The sequence below is a fragment of the Streptomyces sp. NPDC058674 genome (assembly GCF_042716505.1).
Classification (GTDB): Bacteria; Actinomycetota; Actinomycetes; order Streptomycetales; family Streptomycetaceae; genus Streptomyces.
Genome location: NZ_JBHXSC010000007.1, coordinates 61,144 through 78,493 on the forward strand (window position 1 = coordinate 61,144; position 17,350 = coordinate 78,493).

Annotated in this window: 18 protein-coding genes and 1 riboswitch; of the genes, 17 read left to right on the top strand and 1 reads right to left on the bottom strand. The window is 72.7% G+C overall.

Annotated elements, in window-relative coordinates:
• Nucleotides 1-4: 4 nt before the first annotated feature.
• The 8 genes from lepB to ACFWU6_RS06040 all read left to right on the top strand — a co-directional run bounded on the left by lepB (nt 5) and on the right by ACFWU6_RS06040 (nt 6,700).
• On the top strand, nt 5-787 hold the full coding sequence (gene lepB / locus ACFWU6_RS06005) for a signal peptidase I (RefSeq protein ID WP_383978778.1): 783 nt from the start codon (nt 5-7) through the stop codon (nt 785-787).
• On the top strand, nt 777-1,325 hold the full coding sequence (locus ACFWU6_RS06010) for an NUDIX hydrolase (protein ID WP_383800849.1): 549 nt from the start codon (nt 777-779) through the stop codon (nt 1,323-1,325). Before lepB ends, ACFWU6_RS06010 begins: the two co-directional genes overlap by 11 nt.
• Nucleotides 1,326-1,338: 13 nt before the next feature.
• Nucleotides 1,339-1,647, top strand: coding sequence for a DUF2469 domain-containing protein (locus tag ACFWU6_RS06015; protein ID WP_005311352.1), 309 nt, complete (start codon nt 1,339-1,341; stop codon nt 1,645-1,647).
• A 198-nt stretch (nt 1,648-1,845) separates the two neighbouring features.
• Nucleotides 1,846-2,217: a YraN family protein gene (locus ACFWU6_RS06020; RefSeq protein ID WP_383800852.1), complete on the top strand. Its 372-nt coding sequence runs from the start codon at nt 1,846-1,848 to the stop codon at nt 2,215-2,217.
• Entirely contained in the window at nt 2,217-3,848 is a 1,632-nt protein-coding gene (locus tag ACFWU6_RS06025) for a YifB family Mg chelatase-like AAA ATPase (protein WP_383800854.1), read from the top strand. Before ACFWU6_RS06020 ends, ACFWU6_RS06025 begins: the two co-directional genes overlap by 1 nt.
• Entirely contained in the window at nt 3,845-5,044 is a 1,200-nt protein-coding gene (gene dprA, locus ACFWU6_RS06030) for a DNA-processing protein DprA (protein ID WP_383978781.1), read from the top strand. Before ACFWU6_RS06025 ends, dprA begins: the two co-directional genes overlap by 4 nt.
• 209 nt (nt 5,045-5,253) lie before the next feature.
• Entirely contained in the window at nt 5,254-6,090 is an 837-nt protein-coding gene (gene whiG, locus ACFWU6_RS06035; protein WP_383800860.1) for an RNA polymerase sigma factor WhiG, read from the top strand.
• A gap of 70 nt (nt 6,091-6,160) precedes the next feature.
• Nucleotides 6,161-6,700 carry a TetR/AcrR family transcriptional regulator gene (locus ACFWU6_RS06040; RefSeq protein WP_383978886.1) on the top strand — a complete coding sequence of 180 codons (540 nt, stop codon included), beginning with the start codon at nt 6,161-6,163 and terminating at the stop codon, nt 6,698-6,700.
• A gap of 19 nt (nt 6,701-6,719) precedes the next feature.
• Here the strand turns inward: ACFWU6_RS06040 and ACFWU6_RS06045 are convergent, their stop codons facing one another.
• The gene (locus tag ACFWU6_RS06045; protein WP_383800863.1) at nt 6,720-7,184 is read right to left on the bottom strand and encodes a M23 family metallopeptidase; all 465 of its coding nucleotides are present in this window, start codon (nt 7,182-7,184) and stop codon (nt 6,720-6,722) included.
• 250 nt (nt 7,185-7,434) lie between these two features.
• On the opposite strand from ACFWU6_RS06045, the gene rpsB reads away from it, so the two are divergent.
• From rpsB to ACFWU6_RS06090, 9 genes are all read left to right on the top strand, one after another.
• A complete protein-coding gene (gene rpsB / locus ACFWU6_RS06050; protein ID WP_383978784.1) occupies nt 7,435-8,370 on the top strand; it encodes a 30S ribosomal protein S2 in 936 nt (311 codons plus the stop codon).
• A gap of 135 nt (nt 8,371-8,505) precedes the next feature.
• Nucleotides 8,506-9,342, top strand: a complete 837-nt coding sequence (gene tsf, locus ACFWU6_RS06055; RefSeq protein WP_266940845.1) for a translation elongation factor Ts — start codon at nt 8,506-8,508, stop codon at nt 9,340-9,342.
• A gap of 162 nt (nt 9,343-9,504) precedes the next feature.
• Complete coding sequence (pyrH, locus tag ACFWU6_RS06060) at nt 9,505-10,284, top strand: UMP kinase (protein WP_150517609.1); 780 nt, start codon at nt 9,505-9,507, stop codon at nt 10,282-10,284.
• Between the two features lie 79 nt (nt 10,285-10,363).
• Entirely contained in the window at nt 10,364-10,921 is a 558-nt protein-coding gene (frr, locus tag ACFWU6_RS06065) for a ribosome recycling factor (RefSeq protein WP_383800871.1), read from the top strand.
• Entirely contained in the window at nt 10,921-11,988 is a 1,068-nt protein-coding gene (locus ACFWU6_RS06070; RefSeq protein ID WP_383800874.1) for a phosphatidate cytidylyltransferase, read from the top strand. Before frr ends, ACFWU6_RS06070 begins: the two co-directional genes overlap by 1 nt.
• A 75-nt stretch (nt 11,989-12,063) precedes the next feature.
• On the top strand, nt 12,064-13,176 hold the full coding sequence (rlmN, locus tag ACFWU6_RS06075) for a 23S rRNA (adenine(2503)-C(2))-methyltransferase RlmN (protein ID WP_383800876.1): 1,113 nt from the start codon (nt 12,064-12,066) through the stop codon (nt 13,174-13,176).
• 58 nt (nt 13,177-13,234) lie between these two features.
• A riboswitch (TPP riboswitch) is annotated at nt 13,235-13,343 on the top strand.
• 85 nt (nt 13,344-13,428) lie between these two features.
• A complete protein-coding gene (locus tag ACFWU6_RS06080; protein ID WP_383800879.1) occupies nt 13,429-14,526 on the top strand; it encodes a thiamine ABC transporter substrate binding subunit in 1,098 nt (365 codons plus the stop codon).
• A 95-nt stretch (nt 14,527-14,621) separates the two neighbouring features.
• A complete protein-coding gene (locus ACFWU6_RS06085; RefSeq protein ID WP_383800881.1) occupies nt 14,622-16,238 on the top strand; it encodes an ABC transporter permease in 1,617 nt (538 codons plus the stop codon).
• Entirely contained in the window at nt 16,238-17,260 is a 1,023-nt protein-coding gene (locus ACFWU6_RS06090) for an ABC transporter ATP-binding protein (RefSeq protein WP_383978787.1), read from the top strand. The genes ACFWU6_RS06085 and ACFWU6_RS06090 overlap by 1 nt, the downstream gene beginning before the upstream one ends.
• Nucleotides 17,261-17,350: the final 90 nt, after the last annotated feature.

Genomic DNA, 17,350 nt, shown 5'->3' on the forward strand with positions numbered 1-17,350 from the left:
TGCAATGGGCGGGAAGCAAGCAACAGGCAGTCGTGGACACGGCCGCGGCGGGCTCGGCAACGTGTTGTCGGGGATCGCCGTGGCCGTCGGTTTCGTGGTTTTCCTCGGCGGGTTCGTCTGGGGGGCCCTCGTCTACCAGCCCTACACGGTGCCGACCGACTCGATGATGCCCACCGTGCTCCCCGGGGACCGGGTGCTGGCGCAGCGCATCGACGGCGGCGAGGTGCGCCGCGGGGACGTGGTGGTCTTCACCGACGAGCAGTGGAGCGACACGCCCATGGTCAAGCGGGTCGTCGGCATCGGCGGCGACACCGTGAAGTGCTGCGACGCGGCCGGCGGGCTGACCGTGAACGGCACGGCCCTGGACGAGCCGTACATCGACGCCACCGAGCCGGACTCCGGGCTGGCCATGCCCCCCGGAGAGCCCCCGGCCCCCGGCACCCCCTTCGAGGTCACGGTGCCCGAGGGGAACCTCTTCCTGCTGGGCGACCGGCGGGCCGCCTCGCTGGACTCCCGGGCGCACCTCCAGGAGGCCGGGCAGGGGACCGTGCCGCGGTCGGCGGTCAGCGCCCGTGTGGACGCCCGGGCCTGGCCCTCCGCGAGCATGCTGGAGCGGCCCCGGACGTACGAGGCGCTGCCCGGCGGGGTGTCGCGCCCCGGGCCGCTCCGGCTCCAGGTGGCCGCGGTGATCGGCGGAGCCCTGCTGGTGGTGCTGGGCGCCGCGTACGGGCCCCTGGTACGCGTCACGGGGCGCGGGCGGCGCCGCGAGCGGGCCGATGTCCGCTGACCCGGCCGCCGGGCCCGAGGTGCGCAAGGTGTCGCGGGTCATCCTGCTGGACCCGGCGGACCGGATTTTGCTGCTGCACGGCTTCGAGCCGGCGGACCCGGCCGACCGCTGGTGGTTCACCCCCGGCGGGGGCCTGGAGGGGGCCGAGACCCGCGAGGAGGCCGCGCTGCGCGAGCTCGCGGAGGAGACGGGGATCACAGAGGTGGAACTGGGGCCGGTGCTGTGGCACCGGTACTGCTCGTTCCCCTTCGACGGGCGCCGCTGGGAGCAGGACGAGTGGTACTTCCTGGCCCGTACCGACCGGACGGCGACCGAGATGGGCGGGCTCACGGAACTCGAGCGGCGCAGCGTCGCCGGAGCCAGGTGGTGGACCTCCGAGGAACTTCTGGCGGCCCGTGAGACGGTGTACCCGACCAGACTCGCCGAGCTGCTCCGTACGCTGCTCGTCGACGGTCCTCCGGGTGCCCCGGTGGTCCTGGCCCCGGAAATCGTTCAGGGGCCCGGGGGCCTGGCGCACAATGGGGGGACGCACGGCTGAAGGGGAACATGCCATGAGTGCCGAGGACCTCGAAAAGTACGAGACCGAGATGGAGCTGAAGCTCTATCGGGAGTACCGCGACGTCGTCGGGCTGTTCAAGTACGTGATCGAGACCGAACGCCGTTTCTATCTCACCAACGACTACGAGATGCAGGTGCACTCGGTCCAGGGGGAGGTCTTCTTCGAGGTCTCGATGGCCGACGCGTGGGTCTGGGACATGTACCGGCCGGCCCGTTTCGTCAAGCAGGTGCGGGTGCTGACCTTCAAGGACGTGAACATCGAGGAGCTCAACAAGAGCGACCTCGAACTGCCGGGCAGCTGAGGCCCCTTCCGGCGTCCCGGGCCCCGTCCTCCGGCCCCACCGAGACCCTCCGGCCCCTCCGGCCTCTCCGGCCCGCCCCTCCGGTCCGTCGTTTTCCACCCGTGTGGGTGAGCGGGTTGTCCACAACGCCGACGTTGTCCACCAAGATCCACGGGGTGGGCGGGGGTGCGGGACCGTCGGTGCCGGAGGTGGTGCCGAATGGACACCAAGGGCGTGGCACGGCAGGCGTTGGGGCGGTACGGCGAGCAGCTGGCGGCACGGCGGCTGACCGAGGCCGGGATGACCGTGATCGCACGGAACTGGCGGTGCCGCGGCGGAGAGATCGACATCGTCGCGCGGGACGGGGACGCCCTCGTCGTGTGCGAGGTCAAGACCCGCCGGACGGGGGAGTTCGAACACCCCATGGCAGCGGTGCGGCCCGGCAAGACCGAGCGGCTGCGCCGTCTTGCCGGGCGCTGGCTCGCGGACCACGGCGGACCGCCCCCGGGCGGGGTGCGGATCGACCTCGTGGGGGTCGTCCTGCCGCGGCGCGGGGCCCCCGTGGTGGAGCACGTCCGGGGGGTGGGGTGATGGGGTTCGCGCGCGCGTGCTCCGTGGCCCTGGTCGGCGTCGACGGCGTGGTGGTGGAGGTCCAGGCCGATCTGGAGCCCGGCGTCGCGGCCTTCACCCTGGTGGGGCTGCCCGACAAGACGCTGGTCGAGAGCCGGGACCGGGTGCGGGCCGCCCTGGTCAACTCGGGGGCGCCCTGGCCGCAGAAGAAGCTCACCGTCGGGCTCAGCCCGGCCTCCGTGCCGAAATCGGGGGCCGGATTCGACCTGGCCGTCGCCGCGGCCGTGCTCGGCGCCGCCGAGGTGCTCGACCCGGGGGCCATCGCCGATCTGGTCCTGATCGGGGAGCTCGGCCTCGACGGCCGGGTCCGCCCGGTGAGGGGGATCCTGCCCGCCGTCCTCGCGGCGGCGGAGGCGGGCTACCGGCAGGTGGTCGTCCCGCAGCAGTGCGCCGCGGAGGCGGCGCTCGTGCCGGACGTCTCCGTGCTCGGCGTACGCAGTCTGCGCCAGCTGATCGCGGTCCTGACCGGCGGGGAGGTCCCGGAGGAGGAACACCTCGGACCGCCGGGGCGGCCGGATCCGATGCTGGCCGGGCTGGTCCTTCCGGGAGCGGGGCTGGGCACGGGCATCGCCCCCGGCCGCGCCGGCCCGGGGGAGGGCGAGGTCCCCGACCTCGGCGACGTGGCCGGGCAGCACGGTGCGCGCCGGGCGCTGGAGGTGGCTGCGGCCGGCGGCCACCACCTCTTCCTCAGCGGGCCCCCCGGGGCCGGTAAGACGATGCTGGCCGAGCGGCTGCCGTGGATCCTGCCGCCGCTCACCCGGCAGGAGTCCGTGGAGGTCACGGCCGTCCACTCGGTCGCGGGAATCCTGCCGCCGGGCGAACCGCTGGTCGCCCGGCCGCCCTACTGCGCACCGCACCACTCGGCGACCATGCAGTCCCTGGTGGGCGGCGGCAACGGCGTGCCGAGGCCGGGGGCGGTCTCGCTGGCCCACCGCGGAGTGCTCTTCCTGGACGAGGCCCCGGAGTTCCACGGCCGGGCGCTCGACGCCCTGCGCCAGCCCCTGGAATCGGGCCACGTGGTCATCGCCCGCGCCGCCGGGGTCGTGCGGCTGCCCGCCCGGTTCCTCATGGTGCTCGCCGCCAATCCCTGCCCGTGCGGGCGCCACACCCTCAACGGGCAGGGGTGCGAGTGCCCGCCCTCGGTGGTCCGCCGCTACCAGGCCCGGCTCTCCGGGCCGCTGCTCGACCGGGTGGACCTGCGGGTGGTGGTGGAACCGGTCAGCCGGTGCGACCTGCTGCGCCGGGGCGGGCGCGGAGAGGGCACCGCCCCCGTCGCCGAGCGGGTCCGGGAGGCCAGGGAGCGGGCCGCCGTCCGGTTCGCCGGAACCCCGTGGCGGCTCAACTGCGAGGTCCCCGGACAGGAACTGCGGACCCGGTGGCAGGTGGGTCCGGGAGCGCTGGCCCAGGCCGAGCGGGAGCTGGAGCGGGGACTGCTCACCGCGCGGGGGCTGGACCGGGTGCTGCGGGTCGCCTGGACCGCGGCCGACCTGCGGGGGCGGGACCGGCCGGAGCCCGCGGACGTGGCCCTCGCGCTGGAACTGCGGACCGGGATCGCCCGCGGGGCGCCGCTGGCGGCAGGGGCGGCGTCATGACCGGGGCCGGGCCGCCGTCGTGGGCGGACGGACCGGAGGCGGAGCTGTCGGCGCGGGCGGCCCTGACCCGGGTGCTGGAGCCGGGGGACGAGCACGGGGGCCGCTGGCTGCGGGAGCACGGCGCCGCGGGGCTGATACGGCTGCTGACCGGCCCCGCGCCGGAGCCGGGCAGGCCGGCCGGGGCCAGCCCGGAGCGGCTCGCCGGGTACCGCAGACGGGCGGCGCTGGCCGACCCGCGGCGGGACCTGGCCCTGGCGGCCGAGTCGGGGGGCCGGTTCGTGTACCCCGGCTCGGCGGAGTGGCCGACCCAGCTCGACGACCTCGGCGACGCCCGGCCCGTCGGACTGTGGCTCCGGGGCCGGCCGAACCTGCGGACGTGGGCGCTGCGCTCGGTTGCCGTGGTCGGGGCCCGGGCCTGTACCCCGTACGGCGCGCACATGGCCCAGACCCTGGCCGCGGGGCTCGCCGAGCGGGGCTGGGTCGTGGTCTCGGGCGCGGCCTACGGCATCGACGGCGCGGCCCACCGCGGGGCGCTCGCCTCCGGCGGCGCCACCGCGGCGGTGCTCGCCTGCGGGGTGGACGTCGCCTACCCCCGCGGCCACGCCGGGCTCCTGGGCCGGATCGCCGGCCAGGGGCTGGTCCTCGGGGAGCTGCCGCCGGGCAGCCACCCCACACCCAGCCGCTTCGTGCTGCGCAACCGGGTCATCGCCGCCCTGACCCGGGGCACCGTCGTCGTGGAGGCCGCGCACCGCAGCGGCTCCCTGGTGACCGCCCGGCGGGCCCAGGCGCTCGGGCGGATCACCATGGGCGTCCCCGGCCCCGCCACCAGCGGACTCTCCGCGGGTGTGCACGAGTTGCTGCGGGGCGAGGCCGCGCTCGTCACCGACGCGGCGGAGGTCGCCGAACTGGTCGGCTCCATCGGCGAGCTGGCCCCCGAGCGGCGCGGCCCGGTGCTCGCGCGGGACCTGCTGGACCGGGACACCGTGCGGGTCCTGGAGGCACTGCCGGCGGGGCGGCCCGCCGAGGTGGACGAGCTGGCACTTGCCTCCGGCACCGGCGCCGATGAAGTCATCGGCAGACTGTACGAACTTCACTCTCTGGGGTTCGTCGAACGGCAGGGCGACGGCTGGCAGTTGGCCAGGGGGACGCCTGGAGGAGCCATACAAACCGGGGCCGCCCGGCGAGGCGGTCGTTGACCTGGGGCGTTCCGGTGAAAGAGTGAAACCGATGAGAGACGCGGTCTTCCCGGTGGCGGTCGTCGGGACCGTGCGCCAGGCGCCGGTCCCGGGTCGCCCGTGTGAGTCCGGGCGCCCCGGGGCCCCTGCGCGATCCCGTACTCTTCGCGCACCGCGACACTTCCGTCACGCTACGCTCCCAAGGAATCCGGCTCCGGCAAAGGCGAAGCATGCCCCAGCACACCTCAGGGTCCGACCGCGCTGCGGTGCCCCCCGCTGCCCGCGGCGGCGGGCGGTCCACCGCGCCCTCGTCCCTGGAGGTGCTGTGGCGCTCGTACAAGGACTCGGGTGACGAGCGGCTGCGGGAGCAGCTGATCCTCCACTACTCGCCCCTGGTGAAGTACGTGGCCGGCCGGGTCAGCGTGGGCCTGCCGCCCAATGTGGAACAGGCCGACTTCGTCTCCTCCGGCGTCTTCGGGCTGATCGACGCCATCGAGAAGTTCGACATCGACCGGTCGATCAAGTTCGAGACGTACGCGATCACCCGGATCCGCGGCGCGATGATCGACGAGCTGCGGGCGCTGGACTGGATCCCCCGCTCGGTCCGCCAGAAGGCCCGCGCCGTCGAGCGGGCCTACGCCACGCTGGAGGCCCAGCTGCGGCGTACCCCGACGGAGAGCGAGGTCGCCGGCGAGATGGGGATCGGGGTGGAGGACCTCCACGCCGTCTTCAGCCAGCTCTCCCTGGCCAACGTGGTCGCGCTGGAGGAGCTCCTGCACGCCGGCGGGGAGGGCGGCGACCGCCTCTCGCTGATGGACACCCTGGAGGACCACACCGCCGACAATCCGGTGGCGGTGGCGGAGGACCGCGAGCTGCGGCGCCTCCTGGCCCGGGCCATCAACACCCTGCCCGAGCGGGAGAAGACGGTGGTCACCCTCTATTACTACGAGGGCCTCACCCTGGCCGAGATCGGGAACGTGCTCGGGGTCACCGAGAGCCGGGTCAGCCAGATCCACACCAAGTCGGTGCTCCAGCTCCGGGCCAAGCTGGCCGATGTGGGGCGCTGAGCGGGCCGCACCTCCGTAGAGTGGACGGGTGCCCAGGATTCGAGCGGCCTCCGTGGCCGAGCACCGGTCGATGCAGCGCGGCGCCCTCTTGGACGCCGCGCGTTCCCTGTTGTCCGAAGGCGGGACGGAGGCGCTGACCTTCCCCGCCCTCGCGGAGCGGACCGGGCTCGCCCGGTCCTCCGTGTACGAGTACTTCCGCTCCCGGGCCGCCGTGGTCGAAGAGCTGTGCGCGGTCGACTTCCCCGTCTGGGCCGCGGAGATCGAGACGGCGATGGAGCAGGCCGATACGCCCGAGGCGAAGATCGAGGCCTACGTGCGGAGCCAGCTGGTGCTGGTGGACGACCGCCGCCACCGGGCCGTGGTGGCCATCTCCGCCGGCGAACTGGACGCGGGGGCGCGGGAGAAGATCCGCGCCGCGCACGGCGGGCTGGTCGCGATGATCGTCGAGGCCCTCGCCGCCCTGAGGCAGGCGGAGCCCCGCCTCGCGGCGATGCTCCTGCAGGGAGTCGTGGACGCGGCGGTCCGCCGCATCGAGCTCGGCGCGGCCGAGGACCCCGCCGTCGTGACGGAGGCGGCCGTCGCCATGGCCCTGCGGGGTGTCCGGGGCTGAGGCCCGCAGCCCCCGGGTGTCAGGGGCCGGCGCTGCCGGAGGGCAGCAGCCGCGGGGTCGGACGGGGCAGGAGCGTCAGCGGGTCGAGGTAGGCCTCGCCCGCCAGCAGGCCCCAGTGCAGGCACGGGGCCGGACAGTGGGAGCCCTCGGTGAGGACCGCCACCACCTGCCCCGCCGCCACCGGCTCGCCCTCGGAGACCAGCGCGCGGACCGGCTCGTAGGTGGTGCGCAGCCCGTTCGGCAGGGTGAGGGAGAGGACCCCGCGCCCGCCCACCGGCCCCGCGAAGTGCACCCGGCCGGCGCCGACCGCCCGGAGCTCGGCCCCCACCGGGGCGGACAGGTCCACGCCGCGGTGGCCGGCCGCGTAGGGGGTCGGCGGCGGGTCCCACCAGCGGGCCACCGCCAGGGGCGGGGGCAACGGCCGGACTCCGGGGGCGGTCGCCTGGGCCAGGACCAGGAGCAGGGTGAGCAGCAGGGTCGTCATGGCTCCAGCGTCCCGCGCACCCTGGGGGCGCCGTCCGCGCCTGTGGACGGGCGGGACGTTGTGGACAACGGCGTCACCCGGCACACCGCCGGGTCCCGTACACTTCTTGTGGCGATCCGGGTCACCGGGTCGACTTCGCACGCCCCAGCATCAGCGCCGAAAAGGCCTGGTGCCAGCGTCTCTCGGTCCCTCTGCGGGGCAGGGCGCGAGCGGGGCGTCAGGAACCAAACCGAGAAACAAGGAGATGGCCATGGCCGTCGTAACGATGCGGGAGCTGCTGGAAAGCGGCGTCCACTTCGGTCACCAGACCCGTCGCTGGAACCCGAAGATGAAGCGCTTCATCTTCACCGAGCGCAACGGCATCTACATCATCGACCTGCTCCAGTCGCTGTCGTACATCGACCGCGCCTACGAGTTCGTGAAGGAGACCGTCGCGCACGGCGGCTCCATCATGTTCGTCGGTACGAAGAAGCAGGCCCAGGAGGCCATCGCCGAGCAGGCGACGCGCGTCGGGATGCCGTACGTCAACCAGCGGTGGCTGGGTGGCATGCTCACCAACTTCTCCACCGTCTACAAGCGCCTCCAGCGTCTGAAGGAGCTTGAGGCGATCGACTTCGAGGACGTCGCCGCCTCGGGTCTCACCAAGAAGGAGCTCCTGGTCCTCTCCCGCGAGAAGATCAAGCTGGAGAAGACCCTCGGTGGTATCCGCGAGATGTCGAAGGTCCCCAGCGCGGTCTGGATCGTCGACACCAAGAAGGAGCACATCGCCGTCGGTGAGGCGCGCAAGCTCCACATCCCGGTCGTCGCGATCCTCGACACCAACTGCGACCCCGACGAGGTCGACTACAAGATCCCGGGCAACGACGACGCGATCCGCTCCGTCACCCTGCTCACCCGCGTGATCGCCGACGCCGTCGCCGAGGGCCTCATCGCCCGCTCCGGCGCTGCGACCGGCGACTCGAAGCCGGGCGAGAAGGCCGCCGCCGAGCCGCTCGCCGAGTGGGAGCGCGACCTGCTCGAGGGCGACAAGAAGGCCGACGACGCCGAGGCCGCTCCGGCCGAGGCCGCTGCCGAGGCCCCCGCCGCCGAGGCCGAGGCCGAGGTCGTCGAGGCTCCGGCCGCCGACGCCCCGGCTGCCGACGCCGAGGCTGCTCCGGCCGCCGACGCCGACGCCGAGCAGGCCTGACCCACTGAGAGCGCCCGGTGTTCACGCACCGGGCACTCCCAGCACGGACGATGACGGCGGGGGAGCCGCGCCCTGGGCGCGGCGCCTCCGCCGTTCACCCGTAGATCTACGACTTCGAGAGAGAATCACAGACTCATGGCGAACTACACCGCCGCTGACGTCAAGAAGCTCCGCGAGCTCACCGGCGCCGGCATGATGGACTGCAAGAACGCTCTGGTGGACTCCGACGGCGACGTCGACAAGGCCATGGAAGCGCTCCGCATCAAGGGCCAGAAGGGCGTCGCCAAGCGCGAGGGCCGTTCCGCCGAGAACGGCGCGGTCGTCTCCCTCATCGCCGACGACAACACCTCCGGTGTCCTCGTCGAGCTGAAGTGCGAGACGGACTTCGTCGCCAAGGGCGACAAGTTCCTGGCCGTCGCCAACCAGCTGGCCGCCCACGTCGCCGCCACCTCCCCGGCCGACATCGAGGCGCTCCTCGCGTCCGAGATCGAGCCCGGCAAGACGGTCCAGGCGTTCGTGGACGAGGCGAACGCCAACCTCGGCGAGAAGATCGTCCTGGACCGCTTCGCGCAGTTCACCGGCGGCTACGTGGCGTCGTACATGCACCGCACGATGCCCGACCTGCCGTTCCAGATCGGCGTTCTGGTCGAGCTCGACAAGGAGAACGCCGAGGTCGCCCGCGGCGTCGCGCAGCACATCGCCGCGTTCGCCCCGCAGTGGCTCTCCAAGGAAGACGTCCCGGCCGAGAAGGTCGAGTCCGAGCGTCGCATCGCCGAAGAGGTCACCCGCGCGGAGGGCAAGCCCGAGGCCGCCCTGCCGAAGATCGTCGAGGGTCGCATCAACGGCTTCTTCAAGGACGCCACCCTGCTGGGCCAGCCGTACGCGCTGGACAACAAGAAGTCCGTCCAGAAGGTCCTGGACGAGGCCGGTGTCACCCTGAAGCGCTTCAGCCGCATCAAGGTCGGCATCTGAGTCCGTCCGTACGCGACGGACACCGGACCCCGGTAGGGTCTGAAGCAGTCGTCCGCGCTCGCGCAGGGCGACCGCAGATCTGACGAGGAGGCCATTGCCGTAGAGGGAACCGCAAGGACCCACCGGCAATGGCCTTCTTCGTATGTGCACGAGGAGATCTCCATGAATCAGGGCGTGGACCCCCACACCGCATCCGACGACAAGAGCGACCAGGACAAGAAGGGCCGCCGCTTCATGCTGAAGCTGTCGGGCGAGGCCTTCTCAGGTGGCGGAGGGCTCGGCGTCGACCCCGACGTGGTCCACGCCATCGCGCGTGAGATCGCCGCGGTGGTCCGCGACGGCGCGGAGATCGCCATCGTGATCGGCGGTGGCAACTTCTTCCGCGGTGCCGAGCTCCAGCAGCGCGGCATGGACCGGGCCCGGTCCGACTACATGGGCATGCTCGGCACCGTCATGAACTGCCTCGCCCTCCAGGACTTCCTGGAGAAGGAGGGCATCGACTCGCGCGTGCAGACCGCCATCACGATGGGCCAGGTCGCGGAGCCGTACATCCCGCTGCGTGCCGTGCGGCACCTGGAGAAGGGCCGCGTCGTGATCTTCGGCGCCGGCATGGGCATGCCGTACTTCTCCACCGACACCACGGCCGCCCAGCGCGCCCTGGAGATCGACGCCGAGGCCCTGCTCATGGGCAAGAACGGTGTCGACGGCGTCTACGACTCGGACCCGAAGAAGAATCCGGACGCGGTGAAGTTCGACGCGCTCGAGTACAGCGAGGTGCTCTCGCGCGACCTCAAGGTCGCCGACGCCACCGCCATCACGCTGTGCCGCGACAACAAGCTGCCGATCCTCGTCTTCGAGCTGCTCGCCGAGGGCAATATCGCGCGCGCCGTCAAGGGTGAGAAGATCGGCACGCTCGTCAGCGACCAGGGAACCCGGACCTGAGCAGTCCGCTGCCGGGCCCGGCCGGGCCCGTCCGCCCCCGCCCGCCCGAACATCCATATCCGACATGCAGGAGCACGTGGTGACCGAAGAGATCCTCCTCGAGGCCGAGGAGAAGATGGAAAAGGCCGTCGTCGTCGCCAAGGAGGACTTCGCCGCGATTCGCACCGGTCGTGCGCACCCGGCGATGTTCAACAAGATCGTGGCCGACTACTACGGCGCCATCACGCCCATCAACCAGCTCGCGTCCTTCTCCGTGCCCGAGCCGCGCATGGCGATCGTGACGCCGTTCGACAAGAGCGCCCTGCGCAACATCGAGCAGGCCATCCGCGACTCCGACCTCGGTGTCAATCCGAGCAACGACGGCAGCATCATCCGGGTGACCTTCCCCGAGCTGACGCAGGACCGCCGCAAGGAGTACATCAAGGTCGCCCGCACCAAGGCCGAGGACTCGAAGATCTCGCTGCGTGCCGTCCGCCGCAAGGCGAAGGACGCCCTTGACAAGCTCGTCAAGGACAAGGAGGCCGGCGAGGACGAGGTGCGCCGCGCGGAGAAGGAGCTCGACGACACCACCGCGAAGTACGTCGCGCAGGTGGACGAGCTGCTCAAGCACAAGGAAGCCGAGCTCCTCGAGGTCTGATGAACGACTCTCCCTGGGCCACGGAGCCGGTTCCGGCGGGTCCCGCATACGATGCGCTGGTGGGCCCGCACACTCGGCCCATGCCCATCGTGCCCGATGCCGCCGGCCGTGACTTCTACGACCGGGAAGCACGCGATCGGGGGGCCGCCGCTGTCGGCGGCCCCCCGTTCCGCGCCGAGACGCCGCCGCAGGAGCCCATGCCCAGCCCCCCGCCATCGCAGGCCCCGCAGGCCGCCTCGCCCCCGCCGAAGAAGCGCGCGGGGCGGGATCTGCGTGCCGCCATAGGAGTCGGCGTCGGCCTCGGTGCGGTGATCTTCGCCTCGCTGCTGATCGTCAAGGCGGTCTTCGTCGGCGTCGTCGTCGTCGCGGTCGTCGTGGGCCTGTGGGAGCTCACCTCCCGGCTCCAGGAGAAGAAGGGCATCAAGGCGCCGCTCGTCCCGCTCGCGGTCGGCGGCGCCGCCATGATCATCGCCGGGTACGTCCGGGGGGCCGAGGGCGCGTGGGTCGCCATGGCGCTGACCGCGCTGGCGATCCTGGTCTGGCGGATGACCGAACCGCCCGAGGACTACCTCAAGGACGTCACGGCGGGCGTGTTCGCCGCCTTCTACGTGCCCTTCCTGGCCACCTTCGTGGCGATGCTGCTCACCGCCGACGACGGACCGCAGCGCGTGATGACCTTCCTGCTGCTGACCGTGGTCAGCGACACCGGGGCGTACGCGGTCGGCTGGCGCTTCGGCCGGACCAAGCTCGCGCCCCGCATCAGCCCCGGCAAGACCCGTGAGGGCCTCCTCGGCGCGGTGGCCTTCGCCATGGCCGCCGGCGCGCTGTGCATGGAGTTCCTGATCGACGGCGGTGCCTGGTGGCAGGGCCTGGTACTGGGCCTCGCGGTCGCGGTCAGCGCCACCCTGGGCGACCTGGGCGAGTCGATGATCAAGCGGGACCTGGGCATCAAGGACATGGGCACCCTGCTGCCGGGCCACGGCGGCATCATGGACCGGCTGGACTCCCTGCTGCCGACCGCTCCCGTGGTCTGGCTGCTGCTGGCGGCCTTCGTCGGCACGGGCTGATACCGTCCGGGCGGTTACCCTTGAAGGGCGCGCTGCTTCTGCGGCGCGCCTTTCGTCTTACGAGGAGTACCTGCCATGGCCCGCCCCGTCCCGGGAGAGCTCACCTTCGTCGCCCCTCGCGGAGTCAAGAAGCCGCCCCGGCACCTTGCCGACATGACCCCGGCCGAGCGTCGTGAGGCGGTCGCCGCGATCGGTGAGAAGCCGTTCCGGGCCAAGCAGCTCTCGCAGCACTACTTCGCCCGCTACGCGCACGACCCGGCGGAGTGGACGGACATCCCCGCGGCCTCCCGCGAGAAGCTCCAGCAGGAGCTGCTGCCGAACCTGATGAACGTCCTGCGGCACATCTCGTGCGACGACGACACGACCCGCAAGACCCTGTGGAAGCTGCACGACGGCACGCTCGTCGAGTCCGTGCTGATGCGCTACCCGGACCGGGTCACCATGTGCATCTCCTCCCAGGCCGGCTGCGGCATGAACTGCCCGTTCTGCGCCACCGGCCAGGCGGGGCTGGACCGCAACCTGTCCACCGCCGAGATCGTGCACCAGATCGTCGACGGCATGCGCGCCCTGCGCGACGGGGAGGTCCCGGGCGGGCCCGCCCGCCTGTCGAACATCGTCTTCATGGGCATGGGCGAACCGCTGGCCAACTACAACCGCGTCGTGGGCGCCATCCGCCGGCTCACCGACCCGGAGCCCGACGGCCTCGGGCTGTCGCAGCGCGGCATCACCGTCTCCACCGTGGGCCTGGTCCCGGCGATGCTGCGCTTCGCCGACGAGGGCTTCAAGTGCCGCCTGGCCGTCTCGCTGCACGCGCCGGACGACGAGCTGCGCGACACCCTGGTCCCCGTGAACACCCGCTGGAACGTCCGCGAGGTCCTCGGCGCGGCCTGGGAGTACGCCGAGAAGTCCGGCCGCCGGATCTCCATCGAGTACGCCCTGATCCGCGACATCAACGACCAGGCCTGGCGCGGCGACCTGCTGGGCAAGCTGCTCAAGGGCAAGCGCGTCCACGTCAACCTGATCCCGCTGAACCCGACGCCGGGCTCGAAGTGGACCGCCTCGCGGCCCGAGGACGAGAAGGCCTTCGTGGAGGCCATCGCCCGGCACGGCGTGCCCGTGACCGTACGGGACACCCGCGGTCAGGAGATCGACGGCGCGTGCGGCCAGCTCGCTGCCTCGGAGCGCTGACGACCGTTTCTGATCGATCACATTCGGCCACGGGGTACCCTGTGGCCGAACCAATTTCATATTCCGACAGGGGAGCGCCACAGCGCTGAGAGTGCGGTAACCGCCACCGCAGACCCTCTGAACCTCGCCCCGGTCATTCGGGGTAGGAAGTTCGGTCACCACTCAAGCTGTTGCGCCCTGCCCGGCGTCCGCTCGTACGGAGCGCCGGGCAGGGCCGCGTCTTCTCCTGGACATCCCAGGAGGAATTGACCAGTGAGCACCACCAGGAAGATCGCGGGCGCCGCGCTCGCGGCCGCGCTGGGCGTCACCGCGCTCAGCGCCTGCGGCGGCGACGCCGAGGACTCGTCCGCGGGCGCGGGCGACGCCCCCGCGTCCAAGACCGTCACCCTCGTCTCGCACGACTCCTTCAACGTGACCGACGCGGTCCTCAAGGAGTTCGAGCAGGAGAGCGGCTACACCGTCAAGAAGCTGAAGTCCGGAGACGCGGGCGCGGCGCTGAACCAGGAGATCCTCACCAAGGGCTCCCCGCGCGGCGACGTCTTCTTCGGCGTCGACAACACCCTGCTCTCGCGCGCCCTCGACAACGGCATCTTCACCCCGTACGAGGCCAAGGGCCTGGGCGAGGTGAAGCCGGAGTACCGGCTGGACGCGGAGCACCGGGTCACACCGGTCGACTCCGGCGACATCTGCGTCAACTACGACAAGCAGTACTTCGCCGACAAGAAGATCGCCCCGCCGCAGACGCTGGACGACCTGATCAAGCCGGAGTACAAGGACCTGCTGGTCACCGAGAACGCCGCGACCTCCTCGCCCGGCCTCGGCTTCCTGCTCGCCTCCGTCGGCAAGTACGGCGAAGACGGCTGGAAGGACTACTGGAGCAAGCTCAAGGCCAACGGCGTCGAGGTCGTCGACGGCTGGGAGCAGGCCTACAACGAGCGGTTCTCCGGCTCGGCGGGCGGCAGGAAGGCCAAGGGCGACCGCCCGCTGGTCGTCTCCTACGCCTCCAGCCCGCCCGTCGAGGTGCTGTACGGGGAGCCGCAGCCGGCCGAGGCCCCCACGGGCGTTTCCACCGGTACGTGCTTCCGCCAGGTCGAGTTCGCGGGCCTGCTGAAGGGCGCGAAGAACGAGGCGGGCGGCAAGGCGCTCCTGGACTTCCTGATCAGCAGGAAGTTCCAGGAGGACATGCCGCTCCAGATGTTCGTGAACCCGGTGACGAAGGACGCGGCCCTGCCGGAGCTGTTCACCAAGCACGGCGTGGTGGTCGAGAAGCCCGAGGCCGTGGCTCCGGAGACCATCGCGAAGAACCGTGAGCAGTGGGTCAAGGCATGGTCCTCGCTCGTCGTGAAGTAGGAACTCCCGTGGGCCCGGGGGCGGCGCCGGGGGGCGCCGCGCCGGGTCCCGGTCCCCGTGGAGGCGGGCGGGCCATGGCCGTGCGGCTCGGCCTGATGGCCGTGCCCCTCGCCTTCTTCGGGCTGTTCTTCGCCTACCCCGTCGGCGCGATCGTCGGGCGCGGGCTCACGACGGACGCGGGCTGGCAGTTCGGCCGGGCCGCCGAGGTGCTCGCCCGGCCGGACATCGCCGGCGTGCTGTGGTTCACCACCTGGCAGGCGCTCGCCTCGACCGTCCTCACGCTGCTGGTCGCGCTCCCCGGCGCGTACGTCTTCGCGCGCTTCGCGTTCCCCGGCAAGCAACTGCTGCGGGCCGTGGTCACCGTGCCGTTCGTGCTCCCCACCGTCGTCGTCGGCACCGCGTTCCTCGCGCTGGTCGGCCGCGGCGGACTGCTGGACGAGCTGTGGGGCGTCCGGCTCGACACCACCGTGTGGGCCATCCTGCTGGCCCACGTCTTCTTCAACTACGCCGTGGTCGTACGGACCGTCGGCGGCCTCTGGGCGCAGCTCGATCCCCGCCAGGAGGAGGCCGCCCGGGTGCTGGGCGCCGGACGGTTCGCCGCGTGGCGCCGGGTGACGCTGCCCGCGCTGGGCCCGGCGGTGGCCGCCGCCGCGCTGATGGTCTTCCTGTTCACCTTCACCTCCTTCGGCGTCGTGCAGATCCTCGGCGGTCCCGCGTACTCCACCCTGGAGGTGGAGGTCTACCGGCAGACCGCGCAGCTGCTGGACCTGCCCACCGCCGCCGTGCTGACGATGGTGCAGTTCGCCGCGGTCGGCCTGATCCTCGCCGTGCACGCCCGGACCGTGCGCAGGCGGGAGACCGCGCTGCGCCTCGTCGACCCCGGGGGCACGGCGCACCGGCCGCGCGGGTGGGCCCAGCGGTCCCTGCTGGGCGGGGTGCTGCTGACGGTGGCCCTGCTGATCGTCCTGCCGCTCGGGGTGCTGGTCGAGCGGTCCTTCGACGCCCCCGGCGGGTACGGCCTCGGTTTCTACCGGGCCCTCCAGGACGCCGGCGCCGGCGGCGGGACCTTCCTGGTGCCGCCGGTCGAGGCGATCTGGAACTCCCTGCGGTACGCGCTGACCGCCACCGCCATCGCCCTGTTCGTCGGGGGGCTCGCGGCGGCGGCGCTGACCCGGCGCGGCGGCAGCTTCGTGCGCGGCTTCGACGCGCTGCTGATGCTGCCGCTCGGGGTGTCCGCCGTGACGGTGGGCTTCGGCTTCCTGATCACCCTGGACCGGCCGCCGCTGGACCTGCGGACCTCGTGGATTCTGGTGCCGCTGGCACAGGCCCTGGTGGGCGTGCCGTTCGTCGTCCGGACCATGCTGCCGGTGCTGCGGGCCGTGGACGGGCGGCTGCGCGAGGCCGCCGCCGTCCTCGGCGCGTCCCCGCTGCGGGCCTGGCGGGAGGTGGACCTGCCGCTGGTGCGGCGGGCGCTGCTGATCGCGGCCGGCTTCGCCTTCGCGGTGTCGCTGGGCGAGTTCGGCGCGACCGTCTTCATCGCCAGACCGGACCGTCCGACGCTGCCGGTGGCCGTGGCGCGGCTGCTGGGGCGGGCCGGCGAGCTGAACTACGGGCAGGCGATGGCCCTGAGCACGATTCTGATGCTGGTGTGCGCGGTGTCTCTGCTGGCGCTGGAGCGGCTGCGCCCCGACAAGACCTCCGGAGAGTTCTGATGGCACTGCTGCACCTGGACGGGGTGTCGGTCCGCTTCGGTGAGCGCGCGGTCGTGGACCGCGTCGACCTGGAGGTCGCCGAGCACGAGACCGTGTGCGTGCTGGGACCGAGCGGAAGCGGCAAGTCCACCCTGCTGCGGGTCGTCGCCGGACTCCAGCCGGTCTCGGCCGGCCGGGTGCTGCTCGGCGGCGCGGACCAGGCGGACGTGCCTGTGCACCGGCGCGGGGTGGGCCTGATGTTCCAGGACCACCAGCTCTTCCCGCACCGGGACGTCGGCGGGAACGTCGCCTTCGGCCTGCGGATGCGGGGCCCCTCCCGGGGGGTGTACGGGCCCCGGGTCGCGGAGCTGCTGGAGCTGGTCGGGCTCCCGGGGGCGCAGGGCCGGGCGGTGGCCTCCCTGTCGGGCGGTGAGCAGCAGCGGGTCGCGCTGGCCCGGGCGCTGGCCCCCTCGCCGCGGCTGCTCATGCTGGACGAGCCGCTGGGACAGCTGGACCGGGGGCTGCGGGAGCGGCTGGTGGTGGAGCTCCGGGGGCTGTTCTCCCGGCTCGGCACGACGGTGCTCGCCGTCACGCACGACCAGGGCGAGGCCTTCGCGCTGGCCGACCGGGTCGTGGTGATGCGGGACGGGCGGATCGCGCAGGCGGGGACGCCCCTGGAGGTCTGGCAGCGGCCCGCGTCGGAGTTCGTGGCGCGCTTCCTCGGCTTCGAGAACGTGGTCCCGGCGACGGTCTCGGCCGGTGCCGCCGCCACCCCGTGGGGCAGGGTGGCGGTGCCCGCGGGCTCGCCGCAGGGGGAGCGGCAGGTCATGATCCGCCCGGCCGGGGTGCTCCTGGCGCAGGACGGGCTCGCGGGGATCGTGGAGTCGCGCACCTTCCGCGGCACCCACGTCGCCCTGCGGCTGCGCCCGGAGGCGGGGCCCGTGCTGGAGGCGGAGTGCGGCCTGGCCGGGGCCCCCGCCGTGGGCGACCGCGTCAAGGTGGCCTTCGCCGCGTCCGAGGTCGTCGTACTGCCCGCGCCGTAGAGGCGTCCGGCGGCCGCGGTCCGGCGGCCCGGGCCCGGCGAGGCGGGCGATGCGGGCCGAGGCGGCGGATGCGGGCGGCGGACGCGGGCC

What these genes read in the sequence shown, in the direction of transcription:
- rlmN (WP_383800876.1), top strand. Translation starts at nt 12,064, where the DNA reads ATGGCCCGCCCCGTCCCGGGAGAGCTCACCTTCGTCGCCCCTCGCGGA.
- ACFWU6_RS06045 (WP_383800863.1), bottom strand. Translation starts at nt 7,184, where the DNA reads ATGACGACCCTGCTGCTCACCCTGCTCCTGGTCCTGGCCCAGGCGACC.
- ACFWU6_RS06040 (WP_383978886.1), top strand. Translation starts at nt 6,161, where the DNA reads ATGCAGCGCGGCGCCCTCTTGGACGCCGCGCGTTCCCTGTTGTCCGAA.
- lepB (WP_383978778.1), top strand. Translation starts at nt 5, where the DNA reads ATGGGCGGGAAGCAAGCAACAGGCAGTCGTGGACACGGCCGCGGCGGG.
- ACFWU6_RS06070 (WP_383800874.1), top strand. Translation starts at nt 10,921, where the DNA reads ATGAACGACTCTCCCTGGGCCACGGAGCCGGTTCCGGCGGGTCCCGCA.
- tsf (WP_266940845.1), top strand. Translation starts at nt 8,506, where the DNA reads ATGGCGAACTACACCGCCGCTGACGTCAAGAAGCTCCGCGAGCTCACC.
- ACFWU6_RS06020 (WP_383800852.1), top strand. Translation starts at nt 1,846, where the DNA reads ATGGACACCAAGGGCGTGGCACGGCAGGCGTTGGGGCGGTACGGCGAG.
- ACFWU6_RS06010 (WP_383800849.1), top strand. Translation starts at nt 777, where the DNA reads ATGTCCGCTGACCCGGCCGCCGGGCCCGAGGTGCGCAAGGTGTCGCGG.
- whiG (WP_383800860.1), top strand. Translation starts at nt 5,254, where the DNA reads ATGCCCCAGCACACCTCAGGGTCCGACCGCGCTGCGGTGCCCCCCGCT.
- ACFWU6_RS06090 (WP_383978787.1), top strand. Translation starts at nt 16,238, where the DNA reads ATGGCACTGCTGCACCTGGACGGGGTGTCGGTCCGCTTCGGTGAGCGC.
- dprA (WP_383978781.1), top strand. Translation starts at nt 3,845, where the DNA reads ATGACCGGGGCCGGGCCGCCGTCGTGGGCGGACGGACCGGAGGCGGAG.
- ACFWU6_RS06085 (WP_383800881.1), top strand. Translation starts at nt 14,622, where the DNA reads ATGGCCGTGCCCCTCGCCTTCTTCGGGCTGTTCTTCGCCTACCCCGTC.
- ACFWU6_RS06025 (WP_383800854.1), top strand. Translation starts at nt 2,217, where the DNA reads ATGGGGTTCGCGCGCGCGTGCTCCGTGGCCCTGGTCGGCGTCGACGGC.
- rpsB (WP_383978784.1), top strand. Translation starts at nt 7,435, where the DNA reads ATGGCCGTCGTAACGATGCGGGAGCTGCTGGAAAGCGGCGTCCACTTC.
- ACFWU6_RS06015 (WP_005311352.1), top strand. Translation starts at nt 1,339, where the DNA reads ATGAGTGCCGAGGACCTCGAAAAGTACGAGACCGAGATGGAGCTGAAG.
- pyrH (WP_150517609.1), top strand. Translation starts at nt 9,505, where the DNA reads ATGAATCAGGGCGTGGACCCCCACACCGCATCCGACGACAAGAGCGAC.